Raw genomic sequence first — 14894 nt, forward strand, 5'->3', positions numbered from 1 at the left:
GCACGTGCGGCACCGACGGCAGCACCCGCCGGGCCGCGTCCACCAGCGCGAGCGCGGGCGGCACGTGCAGCGGCGCGAGGTCGGCGTATCCGCGCACGGCCTTCACCAGGTCGTCGTCGGCGATCGCCGGCGCGCGGACGGCCTCGCCGCCGTGGACGAGCCGGTGGCCGACGGCGGCCACCTCGGCGTCCGCCCCGGACAGGAAGTCCGACAGCGTACGCTCCGCCGCGTCGGGGTCCGGGCCGTGCTCGCTGTGCTCGGTCCGCAGCACGCGGCCGTCGCGCACCAGATGCAGCTGGAGGCTGCTGGAGCCGGCGTTGACGGTGAGCACGACCGGTTTCATGGCGTCCGTCTCCCCGGCGATCCGGCGGGCAAACCCGACGGCGGCCCGCCGGTCCGGGGTCCCTGCGGAATTACGGGCGCACGCCGCAGAGCAGGCGGTTGTGGCCGCGCTGCCACAGCGTCCCGATCTCGGCGAAACCCGCCGCGCGAAGAGCCTCGACGTGAGTGGACAGATGGAGCGACTCCGAGCCGTGGTGCGACGCGGTGGCCGGCCGGGGCGCCGCGACACCCACGAGGTCGGGGTCGGCGGCGATCGCGTCCCACCACTGGCGCCAGTCTTCGGGACGGCCGCCGGCGAAGCGCCGCCGCTCCTCGCTCTCGTGCACGGCCTGCTCCAGGCGCGCCAGCGCGGGAGTGGTGTCCTCGGTGACCAGGTGGTCGCCGTTGAGGAACAGCCCGCCCGGCCGCAGCACGGTCGCGAGCTCGGCGTACACGGCCCGCAGGTCGGGCTCGGCCAGCCAGTGCAGGGCGGTCGTGCTCACCGCCGCGTCCGCCGGCCGGTCGAGCCCGAGCGCCCGGCTCCACCCCGGTTCGCGCAGGTCCAGGTCGGCGAAGCGCAGGCCGTCGCGGTCGCCGTACGCCGCCTGGCCGAGCGACAGCAGCAGGGGGTCGGTGTCGACCGCGACGACCGTGGCCCGGGGCAGACGGTTCAGCAGCCGGGCCGAGAGCGAGCCGGGGCCGCAGCCGAGGTCGATCACCAGGGGGTCCGGGCGGCCCACACCCGCCTCGACCGCGTCGATCAGCGCGGTGAAGCGCTCCTCCCGATCGGGGAGGTAGCCCTCCTGCTGGCGGTCCCAGCGGTCGATCCACCGGGTGGCGACGTCCAGAGTGAGCATGCCGTCTCCTTGTAACTGGCGTGTATGCTTTCGGCAGTTACAAACGTAGAGCGCAAGGGCGTAACTGGTCAAGTGAATTTCAACAGTCACACTGATTCTGTTGTGTCGGTCGCCGTGGGCCTGGTCAACGCGCTGACCGCGGGTGAGGCGCGGGGCCGGCCGTACGAGCCGCCCACGGGCGAGGCGCGGGCCGCCGCGGTCGCCGACATCCTCGTGAGCGGCGACAGGCGGGCGCCCGAGGTCGCCGAGACGGAGGCGGACGCGCTCGCGGAGGTCGCGGGGCGGCTGCGCGGCGTGTTCGAGGCGGTGACGGGTGGCGACGTGGACGCGGCGGCGCTCGCCGTGAACGGCCTGCTGGCGGAGACGGACGCGCGCCCGCACCTGGACCGGCACGACGGGGAGCCCTGGCACCTGCACTTCCACGGCGCGGGCGGCACCCTGGCCGGCAACTACGCCGCCAGTTGCGCGACCGGCCTCGCCGTGGTGCTCGGCAGCGAGCTGCACGAACGGCTCGGCGTGTGCACCGCGCCGCACTGCGACCGCGTCTACGTGGACACCTCCCGCAACGGCACCCGGCGCTTCTGCTCCACGGCCTGCCAGAACCGGGTGAAGACCGCCGCCTTCCGGGCGCGCGGCGCCTGAGCGTCCGGTCCACGAACGCTCGGGTGAGCGGCGCCTGAGCGTCCGGTCGCGAACGCGAGGTCCGATCGCCGCCGGACCTCCCGCCGCCGTCCCCGCCATGCTCGACACCATGAACGAGATCAACGACATGAACGGCAAGGCGGCGCTGGTCACCGGGGGTGGCCGGGGCATCGGCGCGGCCGTCGCCCTGAAGCTGGCCGAGCGCGGCGCGGACGTGGCGCTCACCTACGAGCGCGACGAGGACAGCGCGGCCGCCGTGGCCGAGAAGGTGAAGGGAATGGGCCGGCGGGCGCTCGTCATCCGGGCCGACAACGGCGACGCGGCGGCGGTGACCGGAGCCGTGGACGAGGCCGCCGCGGCCTTCGGCCGCCTCGACGTCCTGGTCAACAACGCGGCGGTCTTCCACGTCGCGCCGATCGAGGACCTGGCGCCGGAGGACGTCGACCGTACGCTCGCGGCCAACGTGCGCGGGCCGTTCCTGGCCGCGCGGGCGGCAGCGGCTCACATGACCGAAGGCGGCCGGATCATCACCATCGGAAGCAACATGGCCGAGCGGGCCGTCTTCCCGGGCTTCGCCCTGTACGCCATGAGCAAGACGGCCATGACCGGGATGACCAAGGGGCTCGCCCGCGAGCTCGGGCCGCGCGGGATCACGGTCAACCTGGTCAACCCCGGCCCGACCGACACCGCCTCGAACCCGGCGGACAGCCCGATGGCGGACGCGATCCGGGGGCTGACGGTCCTCGGCCGCTACGCCGAGCCGGAGGACATCGCCGAGACCGTCGCCCACCTGGCGGGCGACGGCGGGCGCTACGTCACCGGCGCGACGATCAACGTCGACGGCGGCTGGGCCGTCTGACGTCCGTCCGGGCCGCACCGGACAGCGTGCGGACCCGCCAATCGGCGATCGCGGGGCGTGGCAGGCGGCGCGCGTGGAGTGGCCGCGGGATGCGAGGCGGAGACGCCGGACGTCTTTGTCGGTCCCGCCCGGCACGATGGCCGCATGACTGAAGCGCCCCCCATCGACGCGATCCCCGACGAGACCGCCTACGCCGAGGCGGTCCAGCTGGCGGCCGACGCGGCCGCGGCCTACTACGGTGACGGCACCTCCCCCCTGGACGACGACGCCTACGACAGGCTCGTCCGTGGCATCGCCGCCTACGAGAAGGCCCACCCCGGCCAGGTGCTGGAGGACTCGCCGACGGGCAAGGTCGCCGGGGTCGTGGGCGATGTCCCGCACACCGTGCCCATGCTCAGCCTGGACAACGTGTTCGGGCCCGAGGGACTGGCCGGCTGGGCCGCCTCGCTGGAACGCCGCCTCGGCCGTCCGGTGACCGCGTGGTCGGTGGAGCCGAAGCTGGACGGGCTGGCGATCGCCGCCCGCTACCGTGAGGGCCGCCTCGTCCAGTTGGTCACCCGCGGCGACGGGAGCGCGGGCGAGGACGTCTCACACGCGATCGGCACGATCGTCGGCCTCCCCGGGCGGCTGGCCGACCCCGTCACCGTGGAGCTGCGCGGCGAGGTGATGATGACGGCCCGGCAGTTCGAGGAGGCGTGCGCGAAACGGCAGGCGCATGACGGGACGACGTTCGCGAACCCGCGCAGTGCCGCCGCGGGCACGCTGAGGGCGCAGGACCGGCCGTACGTGTGCGAGCTGACGTTCTTCGGGTACGGCGCACTGCCGCTGCCCGATGACTCCTCCGACCTCGCGACGCGGCTCCGGGAGTCGCCGCACAGCCAGGTGATGGACTGGGTCGCCGGACAGGGGGTGGGGACCACGGCCGGGACCGCGGTCGCCGGGATCGTCGCGACGACGGTGGAGCAGGTGCGGCAGCGGATCGAGGAGATCGCCGCCGCGCGGCCGGAGCTGCCGTTCGGGATCGACGGCATCGTGGTCAAGGCGGACGACGCGGCGGATCAGGCGCAGGCCGGGTTCAGCTCGCGGGCGCCGCGGTGGGCGATCGCCTACAAGCTGCCCGCCGTGCAGAAGATCACGAGGCTGCTCCAGGTGGAGTGGAACACCGGCCGCACCGGTGTGATCGCCCCGCGGGCGGTGCTGGAACCGGTGGAGCTGGACGGCTCCGTCGTGACCTATGCGACGCTGCACAATCCCTCCGACATCACGCGCCGAGGGCTGATGCTGAGGGACAGCGTCGTCGTCTACAAGGCCGGCGACGTGATCCCGCGGGTGGAGTCCCCGGTGGTGCACCTGCGCACCGGCGACGAGCAGCCCATCGTGTTCCCGGAGGTGTGCCCGTCCTGCGGCGACGAGATCGACACCTCGCAGGAGCGGTGGAGGTGCGTGCGCGGCCGGAACTGCCGCGCGATCGCCTCGATCCGGTACGCGGTCGGCCGCGACCAGCTGGACGTGGAAGGGCTGGCCGACAACCGCGTCCAGCAGATGCTGGACGCCGGTCTGATCAGCGACTTCGGCGACCTGTTCTTCCTCACCCGCGAGCAGCTACTGGGCCTGGAACGGATGGGGGAGGTGTCCTCCGACAACCTCCTGACCGCCCTCGACAGGGCCAGGACCAGACCGCTGAGCCGGGTGTTCTGCGCGCTCGGGGTCAGGGGGACGGGGCGCTCGATGAGCCGCCGCATCGCCCGGCACTTCGGCACCATGGAGGCCATCCGCGCGGCGGACGCGGAGGGGTTCCAGGCGGTGGACGGCATCGGCCCGGAGAAGGCGCCCGTGATCGTCGCCGAGCTGGCCGAGCTGAGCGACCTCATCGACAAGCTCGTCCGCGGCGGGGTGAACATGACCGAGCCCGGTGTGGCGGCGGTGGCCGCTGACGAGGGCGGCACGACCACCCCGGCGCCGGGCGGCGACGAGCCGGACGCTCTGCCGCTGACCGGGATGACGGTCGTGGTCACGGGTGCGATGAGCGGGCAGCTGGCAGCGTTGTCCCGCAACCAGATGAACGAGCTCGTCGAACGGGCCGGGGGCCGGGCGTCGTCCAGTGTCTCCGCGAAGACCTCGCTGGTCGTCGCGGGAGAGAACGCGGGGTCCAAGCGGGCGAAGGCCGAATCCCTCGGCGTTCGGATCGCCTCCCCCGAGGAGTTCGCCGAGATGGTCGCGCAGCTGCTGTAGGCGACCCTGATCGCCGGCGTGCAGCCACGCCAGGTCGGTGACCGGGGTCATGCGGGTCCACGCGCTGCCGGGTGTTGTGGACTCCCGTCGAACACACCGGCCAGAAGGGCGAAGCTGCACCACGGTCACGACATGCCTCCCATCGGGTGTATGCGCCGCGGTATGTCTGCAGGAGGGCTGCTCCCGCCGTGACGTGGCGCAGTTCCACCGGAACGACTCTCGCCAGATCTCCGCAGCGTGAGGCGCCGCGACCGGAGACCTTGGCGGCGTGTTCCGCTCGTGGTCACGGGTGGCACCGTGCTCTCGGTGCCCGTCCGCTCACCAGGTCACCCGCAGCGCATGCAAGCCGTATGCGAGGCTGAAGACCTGGAAGTCCCCTGCTCGTACGAGCAGATGACGAGCGATCCCGCTCCACAAGGTCGTGGTCATCGGCGGCGGTTACGCCGGGACACTCGCGGCCAACCGCCTGCGGGCTCGCGACGACGTCCACGTCACGCTGGTCAACCCGCGCCCGGAGTTCGTCGAACGCATCCGGCTGCACCAGTTGGTGGCCGGCACCGGCGAGGCCGTGATCGACTACGGCACGCCAAAGAGACCGGCCCACCCCTGTGGCGCACCTCAACCCTGGATCAGTGCGTCACGCCCCCTGGCCGGCTCATCCGAGCTGTCCTCTGTCCTCGCCACCAGATCGAGTTCGTCGCGCTCGACGTGACGACCCCGGCCGAGCTGGTGGCGTCCAACGGGCGACATGCCGAGCCGTCATCGGCGGTCGTCTTGGGGATCACCGCTGATCCAGTCCCAGCTGGTGATCGTGGTGCGCATCAGCCGGGCGGCGGCCGGCAGGTGGCTGCCGGCCCCCCAGTACAGGATGACCGTGCGACGGCAGTCGGGGCTGTCGACGGTGATCCAGGTGACGGGGGCATCCGACGTGCCACGCCAAGCGAAGGCGGGGACCAGGCCGATGCCCAGTCCCGCGCCGATCAGCCCGGCGATGGTGCTGTGTTCGTCGCTCTCGCAGACGATTTTCGGCGTGAGGCCTCGTGCCGCGAAGAGCCGGTCGAGCAGCCGGCGTAGCCAGTGCCCCTTGCGGGCGGTGACGAAGGGCTGCCCGGCGAGGTCGTCGACGCTCACGCAGTCACGGCCCGCCAACGGGTGGTCGAGTGGGACGCACACCCCTACAGGCTCCTCGAACAGTCGCATCGACTCCAGGCCTTCGGCGTGGATCGGCTGTGAGGCGACACACAGGTCGACCTCCTGGGCCCGCAGACGGCGGGCCATGTCCTCCGCCAGGGACCAGTGGAGCTCGATCTCGACGGAGGGATGGGCTCGTTTGTAGGCCGCCAGCGGGCCGATGAGGGTGAGGAAGGTCTCCGACGCGATTCTCACGGTGCCCGGGCCCTCGCTGGCGGCCTCGGCGACGGCGCGTCGCCCCGCCTCGAGCTCACCCAGGGCGCGTTCGACGTGGTCGCGGAAGAGCCTGCCCGCGTCGTTGAGCCGGAGCCGGCCGCTGCGGTCGAACAGCGGGGTGCCCAGTTCGCTCTCCAGCCGGGCGATGGTGCGGCTCAGCGACGGCTGGGCGACGCGCAGCTCGTCGGCGGCCCGGCTGAGGTGTTCCAGCCGCGCCACCGCCAGGAACTGCTTCAGCGCGTGCAGGTCCATGATGACTCCCCGGACATAACACCATAGCAATATTGATCTTAGAAAGGATAGCCCTATGGCTATAGCGTTCAATGTGAGGCGCTCATGAAGCGAAAGCGCAGTGAGGAGGCATTTCCATGCTCACCGTGGCCCCGCCACGGACGGCACCCACGGGATGGATGCTGCGGGCCGTCGCCAGCGCGCACGCGCTGGCGATCGCCGGTCAGCCGGTGTTCGCGGGAGTGTATCTGAGCGGTGACTACGCAGGATTGAGCTTGCACACGGCCGGCGCCGACACCGTCACCTCCATCGGTTACCTACAGGTGATCGTCGCGATCGCGGTCTGGGTCCGGCTGCGCCGGGCCCTGCCGTTCCTGACCACGACGGCAGTGGTGGCTGCGGAGACTGTGCAGTACTTCGCCGGGCTGGACGGCACGTTGTGGCTGCATCTTCCGCTGGGGGTGACGACCGTCGTCGCCGTCGTGGTGCAGTTCATCGACGTATGGCGGCGGCCTCTCCTCCGCAAGGGGGCCGGCGATGACTGACAACCGTGGCGTGACCAGGCGGCGGGCGCTCGGCATCGGCGGTGCGCTCGGACTGATGACGGCCGCCGGGCTGACGGGCGCGGCCGCGCTGGCCCGCCGGCCGTCCATCACCGGCGCCCAACTGCGTAGCGCCGTACCGCTCCCGCCGCCGTTCCAGGTGCCGCTGCCTATTCCCGCAGTGCTGAAGCCGGTCGGCACCTCGGGCGGCGCCGACCGCTATGAGATCACCCAACGTGAAGCGAGCGCGGAGATCCTGCCGGGAGTGATGACTCCGTTGTGGACGTACGGCGGGACCTTTCCCGGGCCGACGGTCGAGTCGCGCCGCGGCCGGCCGGTCACCGTGTCGCACCGCAACGAGCTGCCCGTCCCGACGGTCGTGCACCTGCACGGCGGCCGGACTCCGGCGGCCTCCGACGGGTACCCGACCGACCTGCTCCTCCCCGAGGGCTGGCGTAAGCACTCCACGCACGTGGGACACGGCTTCGCTCATGGCATGCACGACCCGAGGGCCGTGGTGACAGAGCTGACGCGGGACTACATCTTCCCGCTGGACCAGCGGCCGGCGCTGCTGTGGTACCACGACCACCGGATGGACTTCACCGCCCCCGCGATCTGGCGGGGCCTGGCCGGGCTGCACATCGTGCGCGACGACGCCGAGGACGCCCTCGGCCTGCCCTCCGGGCCGCGCGAGCTGCCCCTCGTGATCGCCGATCGGGCGTTCGCCGCCGACGGCAGTCTCGCCTACCCCGCCCTCGACCCCACCCTGCGTGTACGGCCCGGCGTCCGTGAGCCGTATCTCGCCGGGGTCCTCGGCGACGTCATCCTGGTGAACGGTGCTCCGTGGCCCATGCACGAGGCCGACGCGGCCCGCTATCGGCTGCGCATCCTCAACGCCTCCAACGCCCGCCACTACGAACTCGAAGCGGTCGCCGACGATGGGCGTCGCCTCGACCTCGTCCAGATCGGCGCCGATCAGGGACTCCTCACAGCCCCGGTCGTCCACAGACTGCTGCCGATAGCGCCCGCCGAACGCTACGACGTGGTCGTCGACTTCTCCGGTCTCCCGACGGGGAGTCTCGTCAGACTCGTCAACAGGCTCGGCGCCGGCCGAACCCGGGACGTGATGGCCTTCAGGGTCGCGCGCAAGGCCGCCGACGACAGCCGCATCCCGCGCACCCTGTCCGCCGACCTGCCGGCCTGGCAGCGCTCGGACGCCGTCAGGATGCGCGACTTCGCCTTCCGTGCCGGGCAGACGCACGCGGGCCGCGGCTGGCTGATCGGCGGCCTGCCATTCGACCCCGCCCGCACTGACGTCACCACCCGGCTTGGCGATGTCGAGGTCTGGCGGCTCATCGCCGACGTCCACCATCCCGTTCACCTGCACCTGGCCGGTTTCCGGATACTTTCCCGCAGCGGCAGGCCGCCGCTGGCTCACGACGTGGGGCTCAAGGACACCGTCTCGCTGCGGCCCGGCGAAGCCGTGGAAATCATCACCCGGTTCGAGGGCTATCGCGGCCGTTACCTCTTCCACTGCCATAACGCCGAACACGAGGACATGGGCATGATGGCCAACCTCGAGATCGTCTAGCAGCGCTTTGTCGATGCTCTCGAAGTGTGGAGATGGTCCGCCGGCACAGCGGTCCTTCGCCCTGGGGGCAGGCCGGAGACGGAGGGTCAAGCCCGGTCCCGGAGCCGCCGAGCTGCTCTTGGGCGGTCAGCAGCTCCGGAGGGCCGCTCTCGCGGTGCGGGGGAATGGTGTTCCCGGCCTCAGGCGTCAGCGGGTTCCACGTCGGCGACCACGCACGAGATGTTGTCGGGTCCGCCGCCCTCGTTGGCCAGCTCGATGAGCCGGAGGACCGCCTCCTGTGGATCGGTCACGGTGGTGAGCACGTGGTGCAGCGCCTCGGGTTCGAGCACCGAGGTCAGCCCGTCGGAGCACAGCAGATAGCGGTCGCCCGGGTACGCCTCGCGCAGCGACAGGTCGGGCTCGGCCAGGCCGCTCGTCTCCAGCGCCCGCAGCAGCAGGGAGCGGCGGGGATGGCGGGCGGCCTGGTCGGGGCTCATCCGCCCGTCGTCCACCAGCGACTGCACCAGCGTGTGGTCGCGCGTGATCTGGTAGAGCGCGCCGTCACGCAGCATGTACGCCCGCGAGTCGCCCACGTGGGCCAGGGCGAACTTCCCCTGGCCGTCCCACAGCATCGCGGTGACCGTGGTGCCCATGCGTTCGAGCGCAGGGTCCTGCGCGGCGAGGTCGCCCAGGCGCTGCCCCGCCTCCCGTACGGCGTCCGCGAGGGTGGCCACGGGGTCGGCGGGAGCCGGGCCGTCCTCCAGCTTGGCCAGGGTGGAGATGACGGCCGCGCTGGCGACCTCACCGTGTCCGTGCCCGCCCATCCCGTCGGCGATGGCGAGCAGGTGCTCGCCGGCGTGCACCGAATCCTCGTTGTTGGCACGCGAACGCCCGACGTCCGACCCAGCGGCGTACCGAATACGGTTGTGCGTCATGGTTTTGAGTAAACCATTGGTTGAGTCACTTCACAAGCATAGTCTAGGCTCGTGTTCATGAGCCACGACGCCCAGGCGGACAACACGGCGGACACGTCGGCGCGCCCGGCCGCCGCGAGCCCGCTCGAGGCCGCCGTCGAAGCGGCGGTCGAAGCGACCGTGAACGCGGGCGACATCGCCCGGCTCGCCGATGTCGGCAGGGCCGCGGTCAGCAACTGGCGCCGCCGCTACGAGGACTTCCCCCAACCGGTCGGAGGTACCGCCTCCAGCCCGCTTTTCTCGCTGCCTCAGGTGGAGGCGTGGCTGCGCAGGAACGGCAAGTCGTTCGAGGTGTCCCAGGGCGAGCGCGTCTGGCAGCGGCTGCGCGCGTCGGCCGACGACCTGCGTCTGGGCGAGGTGCTGGGGGAGGTCGGCGCGTTCCTGCTCTACACGCTGCGCGATCCCGACGGCTGGAAGCGGCTGTCCGCAGCCTCCGACCTCGCCGTACGGCTCCCGCACGCGGTGGCCCGGGCGACCGCCGACCTGCCCCGGCGCGGCGGGGACGCCACACCGGTGGAGCCCGGCGTGCTCCGGCTGGTCGCCGGGATGGCCGAGCGGCACGGCGCCGCCGGCGCCTTCGAGTTCCTCTGCGAACGGTACGCCGAGGCGCACAGCCGCAGGCTGGCGCTGACCCGGCCCGACGTGGCCGCCCTGATGACCCGGCTGGCGAGCGCGGGCGCGCGTACGGTGCTCGACCCCGCGTGCGGCATGGGCACGCTCCTGCTGGACGCCGCCGCGGGCGCCGGCGGGGCGGCGGACGAGGTGCGGCTGCTCGGTCAGGACGTCAACGAGACCGTCGCGCTGCTGGCGGCGCTGCGGCTGTTGCTGCGCGACCGGGACGCCCGGGTCGTCCCCGGGGACGCGCTGCGGCACGACGCCTTCCCGCCGGACCGGCCGACGGACACGCCTGGCGACGCGCTCGTGGACGCCGTCGTGTGCGATCCGCCGTTCAACGAGCGGGCCTGGGGCCACGAGGACCTCGTCGGCGATCCCCGCTGGCAGTACGGCATGCCCCCGCGGGGCGAGCCGGAGCTGGCCTGGGTGCAGCACTGTCTCGCCCACGTGCGGCCCGGCGGCCTGGTGGCCATCCTGATGCCGGCCGCCGCCGCGAGCCGCCGTCCGGGCCGTCGCATCCGCGCCAACCTGCTGCGGGCGGGCGCGCTGCGGGCGGTCCTCACGCTGGCGCCCGGGGGTCCCGATCTCTGGCTGCTGCGCCGCCCCGAGCCCGGGGAGCGGCGGCCCGGCGCGATCCTCGTGGCCGACGCGGGCGACGACCCGGCCTCCGTCGAGCCGGCCTGGCGGGCCCACCTCGCGGGGACCGAACCGCCGTCCGGCGGCCGGATGGTCCGGATCATCGACATCCTCGACGACGAGGTCGACGTGAGCCCGGCGCGGCACCTGTCGCCGCAGGCCGACACCGAGGGCTTCCCGGCGGCCAGGGAGCGCTTCAGGCAGGCGGCCGCGACGCTGGCCGGCGGCGTGCCCGAGCTTGAGGTGCTCACCGGCCCCGCGGCCGGCTGGGACGCGTCGTGGGCGACCGTGGCCGAGATGGCCAGATCGGGACTTGTCACCATCCGGCACTCGACGCTGCGAGCGTTGCCCGCCGATCCCCCCGACGGCGAGGCGCCCCAGGGCAGGGTGTCCGAGGGCAGGGTGTTCGAGGGAGGGGTGCCCGGACGTGGAGTGCCGGAGGGCGGCGTGCCCGTGCTGACGGCCGACGACGTCGCGGCCGGGACGGCGCCGTCGCGGCGGATGCCGCCCGCCCCCGGCCTGGTCGCCGTACGCCGGGGAGACGTCGTGGCGTCGGCCGTCACCGCCCGGGTCGTCACGGCGGACGGGGCGGTCCTCGGCCCGCATCTCAGCCTGTTCCGCGTCGATCCGGACAAGGTGGATCCCGAGTTCCTGGCGGGGTTCCTGCGCTACGCGGCGGGCGGCGGCCGGCCGCACCTGACCAGCAGCCGGGTGGAGGCCCGGCGGGCCCGCGTCCCCCAGCTGCCCCTGGACGTCCAGCGGACGTACGGCACGGCCTTCCTGCGGCTGCTCGCGCTGGAGGACGGCCTGCGCGAGGCGGCCGCCGCGGGGGAGGCGCTCGCCCGGCTCGGGGCCGAGGGACTCGTCGACGGACGTCTGCGCCCCCGCCGGTGACGCGCCGAAGGCTCCCCGTGGTCGAGACCCGGTTGCCGAGCCCGAACATCGCGGACGAATCCGGTAGCTTTTTCCCCGATAGGCCGACGGGAGGGGCGCATGGTCATCGGCGACCGGTATGAGCTGGACGACCTTCCCCTGGGCCAGGGCGGCATGGGCGCGGTGTACGGCGGGCACGACCGGCGGCTCGACCGCAAGGTGGCGGTGAAGTTCCTGCGGCTGCCCGACGGTCCGGACGAGGAGCTGCAGCGCCGGTTCCTCCGCGAGGCGCGGATCCTCGCCAAGCTCGACCACCCGGGCGCGCCCGTCCTGTACGACTTCGGCACCTACGAGCAGCGGCTCTTTCAGGTCATGCAGTTCATCGAGGGGGTGACGGTCGCCGATCTGCTGAGCGAGCACGGCCCGCTGCCGGTGCCGTGGGCCGCGGCCGTCGCCGCCCAGGCGTGCGCCGTGCTGACCGCCGCGCACGAGCTGTCGATCTGCCACCGGGACCTCAAGCCGACCAACCTCATGCTCTGCCCGGACGGCAGCGTGAAGGTGCTCGACTTCGGGCTCGCCATGCTGCGTGAGACGGATGTCGCGGGGGTGACGGCGCAGTTCACCCGGATCGGGCAGATCCTCGGCACCCCGGCGTACATGTCTCCCGAGCAGATCCAGCGTGGCGTCGCCGGGCCGAAGAGCGACCTGTACTCCCTCGGCTGCGTGCTGCACGAGATGCTGACCGGCAACCAGCTGTTCACCGGGCCGACGGAGTACGCCGTGTTCGACAAGCAGGTGAAGGAACGGCCGCCCCGGGTGCCCGGGGTCCCCGCCGAGCTGGACCGCCTGCTCGCCGAACTGCTGGAGAAGGAGCCGGACAACCGGCCGCCCGACGCGCACACGCTGTTCGAGCGGCTGCAGCCGTTCGCGGTCGACCTGCCCCCGCTGCCGGGTTTCCTCAACCCGTCGTCGGTGCCCAGCCCGGGGCGGATGTACGCCCGGATGGTCGGCCGCGTCCGCTGAGGACGCTCACGCGCGCCAGGCGGTCAGGACCTCCTCGACCCGGGACCGGATCCGCTCCCGAGCGGTCATCCGCGGCACCCCGGACATCAGCATCTCGTCGTAGTCGGTGTCCAGGTGGCGCACGCTCGCGACGACGGCGAGCGTGATGGCGCTCTCGTCCAGCACGCGGGCGGCGGCGGTGCGGCCGACCCGCCCGCTGCCGCGTACGGCGGCGTGCGCGGCGACGGCCTCGGCCCGCTCGGCCGGGCAGCGGGGGAACAGGCGGCGGATCTCCGCCGCCATCCTCTCCTGGAACTCGGCGTCCTCACCGGCCCTGCGCTCGCGGTCGCGTTCCCGGCGGCGCAGCCGTGCCTCCTCGTCGGCCAGGCACTGCTCCTCGGCCCGCGTCAGCGCCTCCTCCTCGACCAGCACGCCGAGCCGCTCGTACCTCTTGCGCCGCCGGTTGAAGCGGACCACCACCGCCGACAGTCCGCTCTCCTTCTTGGCGCGGCGGCTCAGCGCCGCGTTCCCCGCCGGGAGAAGGCACAGGTGGTCCATGTCGGCGCAGGTCAGGCAGTGCGGCCGGTCGTCCTCCATGATCAGATACGGCCCGGTCTCCCCGCAGCCGGCGCAGGTCCACGCGTCCAGCGGCGCGACCACCACGAGGTCGGGGGCCTTGTTGTGCCGTTCGGCGATCTGCCGCCGCCGCGCCTCGCTCAGCTGCGGCGAGAGCCAGTGGACGCGGAAGGCGCGCTCCAGGTCCTCGTCGCCCGCCGCTGTGAAGCGCAGCGGCCGCCGGTCGCGGGTGCCCGCCGTGTACGCCGCCTCGCTCTCCAGCAGATCGCGGGACAGGGCCCACGCGCGCAGGTGCGACAGCGCCTCCTCCATCCGGACGGCGTCCACCGCGGCCAGCCGCTCCAGGCTGTCGGCGCGGCCCTGCCGCCAGGTCTCCACGTGGCGGTCGTGCAGCCACCGCAGGCCGGTGAGGACGTCGATCGGGGTCACGTACTTGCGGGTGGCCAGGGCGATCTCCGCCGCCTGGGCCACCCGTCCGCCGAGCTTGCTGCGCATTCCTCCAAGACTGCCCTATGCCGGCGTGCGCGTACGCCGGTTCACCGCCGCCAGCAGCCCCACGGCCGCGAGGCTGGAGATCGTGGCCGACCCGCCGTACGACACGAACGGCAGCGGCAGCCCGGCGACCGGCAGCAGGCCCATGGTCATCCCCACGTTGACGAACGTCTGGAACGCGAGCCAGCACACCACCCCGCCGGCCACGGCCGTGCCGAACGGAGTGGGGCTCCTGGCCGCGATCCACAGGCCGCGCCACAACAGGGCGAGCATCAGCAGGATCACGCAGGCGGCGCCGACGAAGCCGAGTTCCTCGCCCGCGACCGTGAAGATGAAGTCGGTGTGCTGTTCGGGCACGAAATGTCCCGCCGTCTGCTCGCCGTGGAACAGCCCCTTGCCCAGCAGGCCCCCCGAGCCGATCGCGATCCTGGCCTGGGTGGCGTTGTAGCCCACGCCCAGCGGGTCGGCGTCCGGGTCGGCCAGCACCATCAGGCGCTGGAGCTGGTAGGGCCGGATGAGGTCGAGCCGCCACACCAGGAGCAGCGCGGCGGCCCCGGCGGCGGCGAACGCCGCGAACCACCTCTTCGGCGCGCCGGACACCGCGATCATCCCGGCGGCCACCACCAGGAAGACGAGCGCGGTGCCGTGATCGGGCTGCAGCGCGATCAGGCCGACCGGCAGCGCGACGAGGCCCAGGGCGAGCAGCACGGCCCCGGCGCCCGGCCTGCGCTCGCCGTCGCGCGGCTCGCCGAGCGCCGTCGCCAGTGCGAGCACCATGGCCGCCTTGGCGAACTCGGACGGCTGGAACTGCAGCCCGTGGCCGAGCACGATCCAGGCGTGCGAGCCGTTGACCGTACGGCCCAGCGGGGTCAGCACGGCGACCAGCCCGGCCAGCCCGAGCAGGTACAGCACCGGGACGTAGGCCCGCAGCACGCGCAGGTCGATCCGCGAGACGGCCCACATGAGCACGAAACCGATGCCCACGCTGAGCGCCTGCCGCTGCGGCAGCGTCGAGCCGGGCTCGTTGCGGGTGGCCGACCACACGAGCAGCAGCCCGACGGCCGA

The 14894-nt window shown here is 72.9% G+C and carries 13 protein-coding genes and 1 pseudogene; 8 read left to right on the top strand and 6 right to left on the bottom strand.

The features are described 5' to 3' along the window. Positions 1–343, bottom strand: a pseudogene (locus AB0J39_RS31590) (acetate kinase); the annotation flags it as partial. Between the two features lie 70 nt (positions 344–413). Beyond that, positions 414–1178 carry a methyltransferase domain-containing protein gene (locus tag AB0J39_RS31595; RefSeq protein ID WP_363471455.1) on the bottom strand — a complete coding sequence of 255 codons (765 nt, stop codon included), beginning with the start codon at positions 1176–1178 and terminating at the stop codon, positions 414–416. Between the two features lie 102 nt (positions 1179–1280). Between AB0J39_RS31595 and AB0J39_RS31600 the strand changes: the two genes are divergently transcribed. The 4 genes from AB0J39_RS31600 (at position 1281) to AB0J39_RS31615 (ending at position 5623) form a co-directional block, all read left to right on the top strand. Then, positions 1281–1820, top strand: a complete 540-nt coding sequence (locus AB0J39_RS31600; protein ID WP_363471457.1) for a CGNR zinc finger domain-containing protein — start codon at positions 1281–1283, stop codon at positions 1818–1820. A gap of 109 nt (positions 1821–1929) precedes the next feature. Next, entirely contained in the window at positions 1930–2679 is a 750-nt protein-coding gene (locus AB0J39_RS31605) for an SDR family oxidoreductase (protein WP_363471459.1), read from the top strand. A 144-nt stretch (positions 2680–2823) separates the two neighbouring features. Continuing rightward, positions 2824–4911, top strand: coding sequence for an NAD-dependent DNA ligase LigA (gene ligA, locus AB0J39_RS31610; RefSeq protein WP_363471461.1), 2088 nt, complete (start codon positions 2824–2826; stop codon positions 4909–4911). Between the two features lie 421 nt (positions 4912–5332). Then, positions 5333–5623 (top strand): hypothetical protein, encoded by a 291-nt coding sequence (locus AB0J39_RS31615; RefSeq protein ID WP_363471463.1) that lies wholly within the window; start codon positions 5333–5335, stop codon positions 5621–5623. 47 nt (positions 5624–5670) lie between these two features. On the opposite strand, the gene AB0J39_RS31620 is transcribed toward AB0J39_RS31615, so the two are convergent. Then, positions 5671–6570: a LysR substrate-binding domain-containing protein gene (locus AB0J39_RS31620; RefSeq protein ID WP_363471464.1), complete on the bottom strand. Its 900-nt coding sequence runs from the start codon at positions 6568–6570 to the stop codon at positions 5671–5673. Between the two features lie 116 nt (positions 6571–6686). Between AB0J39_RS31620 and AB0J39_RS31625 the strand changes: the two genes are divergently transcribed. Continuing rightward, complete coding sequence (locus AB0J39_RS31625; protein WP_363471466.1) at positions 6687–7094, top strand: hypothetical protein; 408 nt, start codon at positions 6687–6689, stop codon at positions 7092–7094. Next, entirely contained in the window at positions 7087–8682 is a 1596-nt protein-coding gene (locus AB0J39_RS31630; RefSeq protein ID WP_363471468.1) for a multicopper oxidase domain-containing protein, read from the top strand. The genes AB0J39_RS31625 and AB0J39_RS31630 overlap by 8 nt, the downstream gene beginning before the upstream one ends. Before the next feature lie 179 nt (positions 8683–8861). On the opposite strand, the gene AB0J39_RS31635 is transcribed toward AB0J39_RS31630, so the two are convergent. Then, positions 8862–9596: a protein phosphatase 2C domain-containing protein gene (locus tag AB0J39_RS31635; RefSeq protein ID WP_363471470.1), complete on the bottom strand. Its 735-nt coding sequence runs from the start codon at positions 9594–9596 to the stop codon at positions 8862–8864. A gap of 57 nt (positions 9597–9653) precedes the next feature. On the opposite strand from AB0J39_RS31635, the gene AB0J39_RS31640 reads away from it, so the two are divergent. Beyond that, positions 9654–11780, top strand: a complete 2127-nt coding sequence (locus tag AB0J39_RS31640; protein ID WP_363471472.1) for an N-6 DNA methylase — start codon at positions 9654–9656, stop codon at positions 11778–11780. Between the two features lie 99 nt (positions 11781–11879). Beyond that, positions 11880–12782 carry a serine/threonine-protein kinase gene (locus AB0J39_RS31645; protein ID WP_363471474.1) on the top strand — a complete coding sequence of 301 codons (903 nt, stop codon included), beginning with the start codon at positions 11880–11882 and terminating at the stop codon, positions 12780–12782. A gap of 6 nt (positions 12783–12788) precedes the next feature. Here AB0J39_RS31645 and AB0J39_RS31650 read toward each other — a convergent pair whose 3' ends face one another. Together AB0J39_RS31650 and rodA are read right to left on the bottom strand one after the other, a co-directional pair. Further along, positions 12789–13832: a DUF2293 domain-containing protein gene (locus AB0J39_RS31650; RefSeq protein WP_363471476.1), complete on the bottom strand. Its 1044-nt coding sequence runs from the start codon at positions 13830–13832 to the stop codon at positions 12789–12791. 15 nt (positions 13833–13847) lie between these two features. Further along, positions 13848–14894 (bottom strand): rod shape-determining protein RodA (gene rodA / locus AB0J39_RS31655; RefSeq protein WP_363471478.1); only part of this gene is annotated, 1047 nt, incomplete at its 5' end.

Source organism: Microbispora sp. NPDC049633 (genome assembly GCF_040675265.1).
GTDB classification, from domain to species: domain Bacteria; phylum Actinomycetota; class Actinomycetes; order Streptosporangiales; family Streptosporangiaceae; genus Microbispora; species Microbispora maris.

Coding starts and splice junctions, on each gene's coding strand:
- AB0J39_RS31625 (WP_363471466.1), top strand. CDS start 6,687: ATGCTCACCGTGGCCCCGCCACGGACGGCACCCACGGGATGGATGCTG.
- AB0J39_RS31650 (WP_363471476.1), bottom strand. CDS start 13,832: ATGCGCAGCAAGCTCGGCGGACGGGTGGCCCAGGCGGCGGAGATCGCC.
- AB0J39_RS31635 (WP_363471470.1), bottom strand. CDS start 9,596: ATGACGCACAACCGTATTCGGTACGCCGCTGGGTCGGACGTCGGGCGT.
- AB0J39_RS31630 (WP_363471468.1), top strand. CDS start 7,087: ATGACTGACAACCGTGGCGTGACCAGGCGGCGGGCGCTCGGCATCGGC.
- AB0J39_RS31605 (WP_363471459.1), top strand. CDS start 1,930: ATGAACGAGATCAACGACATGAACGGCAAGGCGGCGCTGGTCACCGGG.
- ligA (WP_363471461.1), top strand. CDS start 2,824: ATGACTGAAGCGCCCCCCATCGACGCGATCCCCGACGAGACCGCCTAC.
- AB0J39_RS31645 (WP_363471474.1), top strand. CDS start 11,880: ATGGTCATCGGCGACCGGTATGAGCTGGACGACCTTCCCCTGGGCCAG.
- AB0J39_RS31640 (WP_363471472.1), top strand. CDS start 9,654: ATGAGCCACGACGCCCAGGCGGACAACACGGCGGACACGTCGGCGCGC.
- AB0J39_RS31595 (WP_363471455.1), bottom strand. CDS start 1,178: ATGCTCACTCTGGACGTCGCCACCCGGTGGATCGACCGCTGGGACCGC.
- AB0J39_RS31620 (WP_363471464.1), bottom strand. CDS start 6,570: ATGGACCTGCACGCGCTGAAGCAGTTCCTGGCGGTGGCGCGGCTGGAA.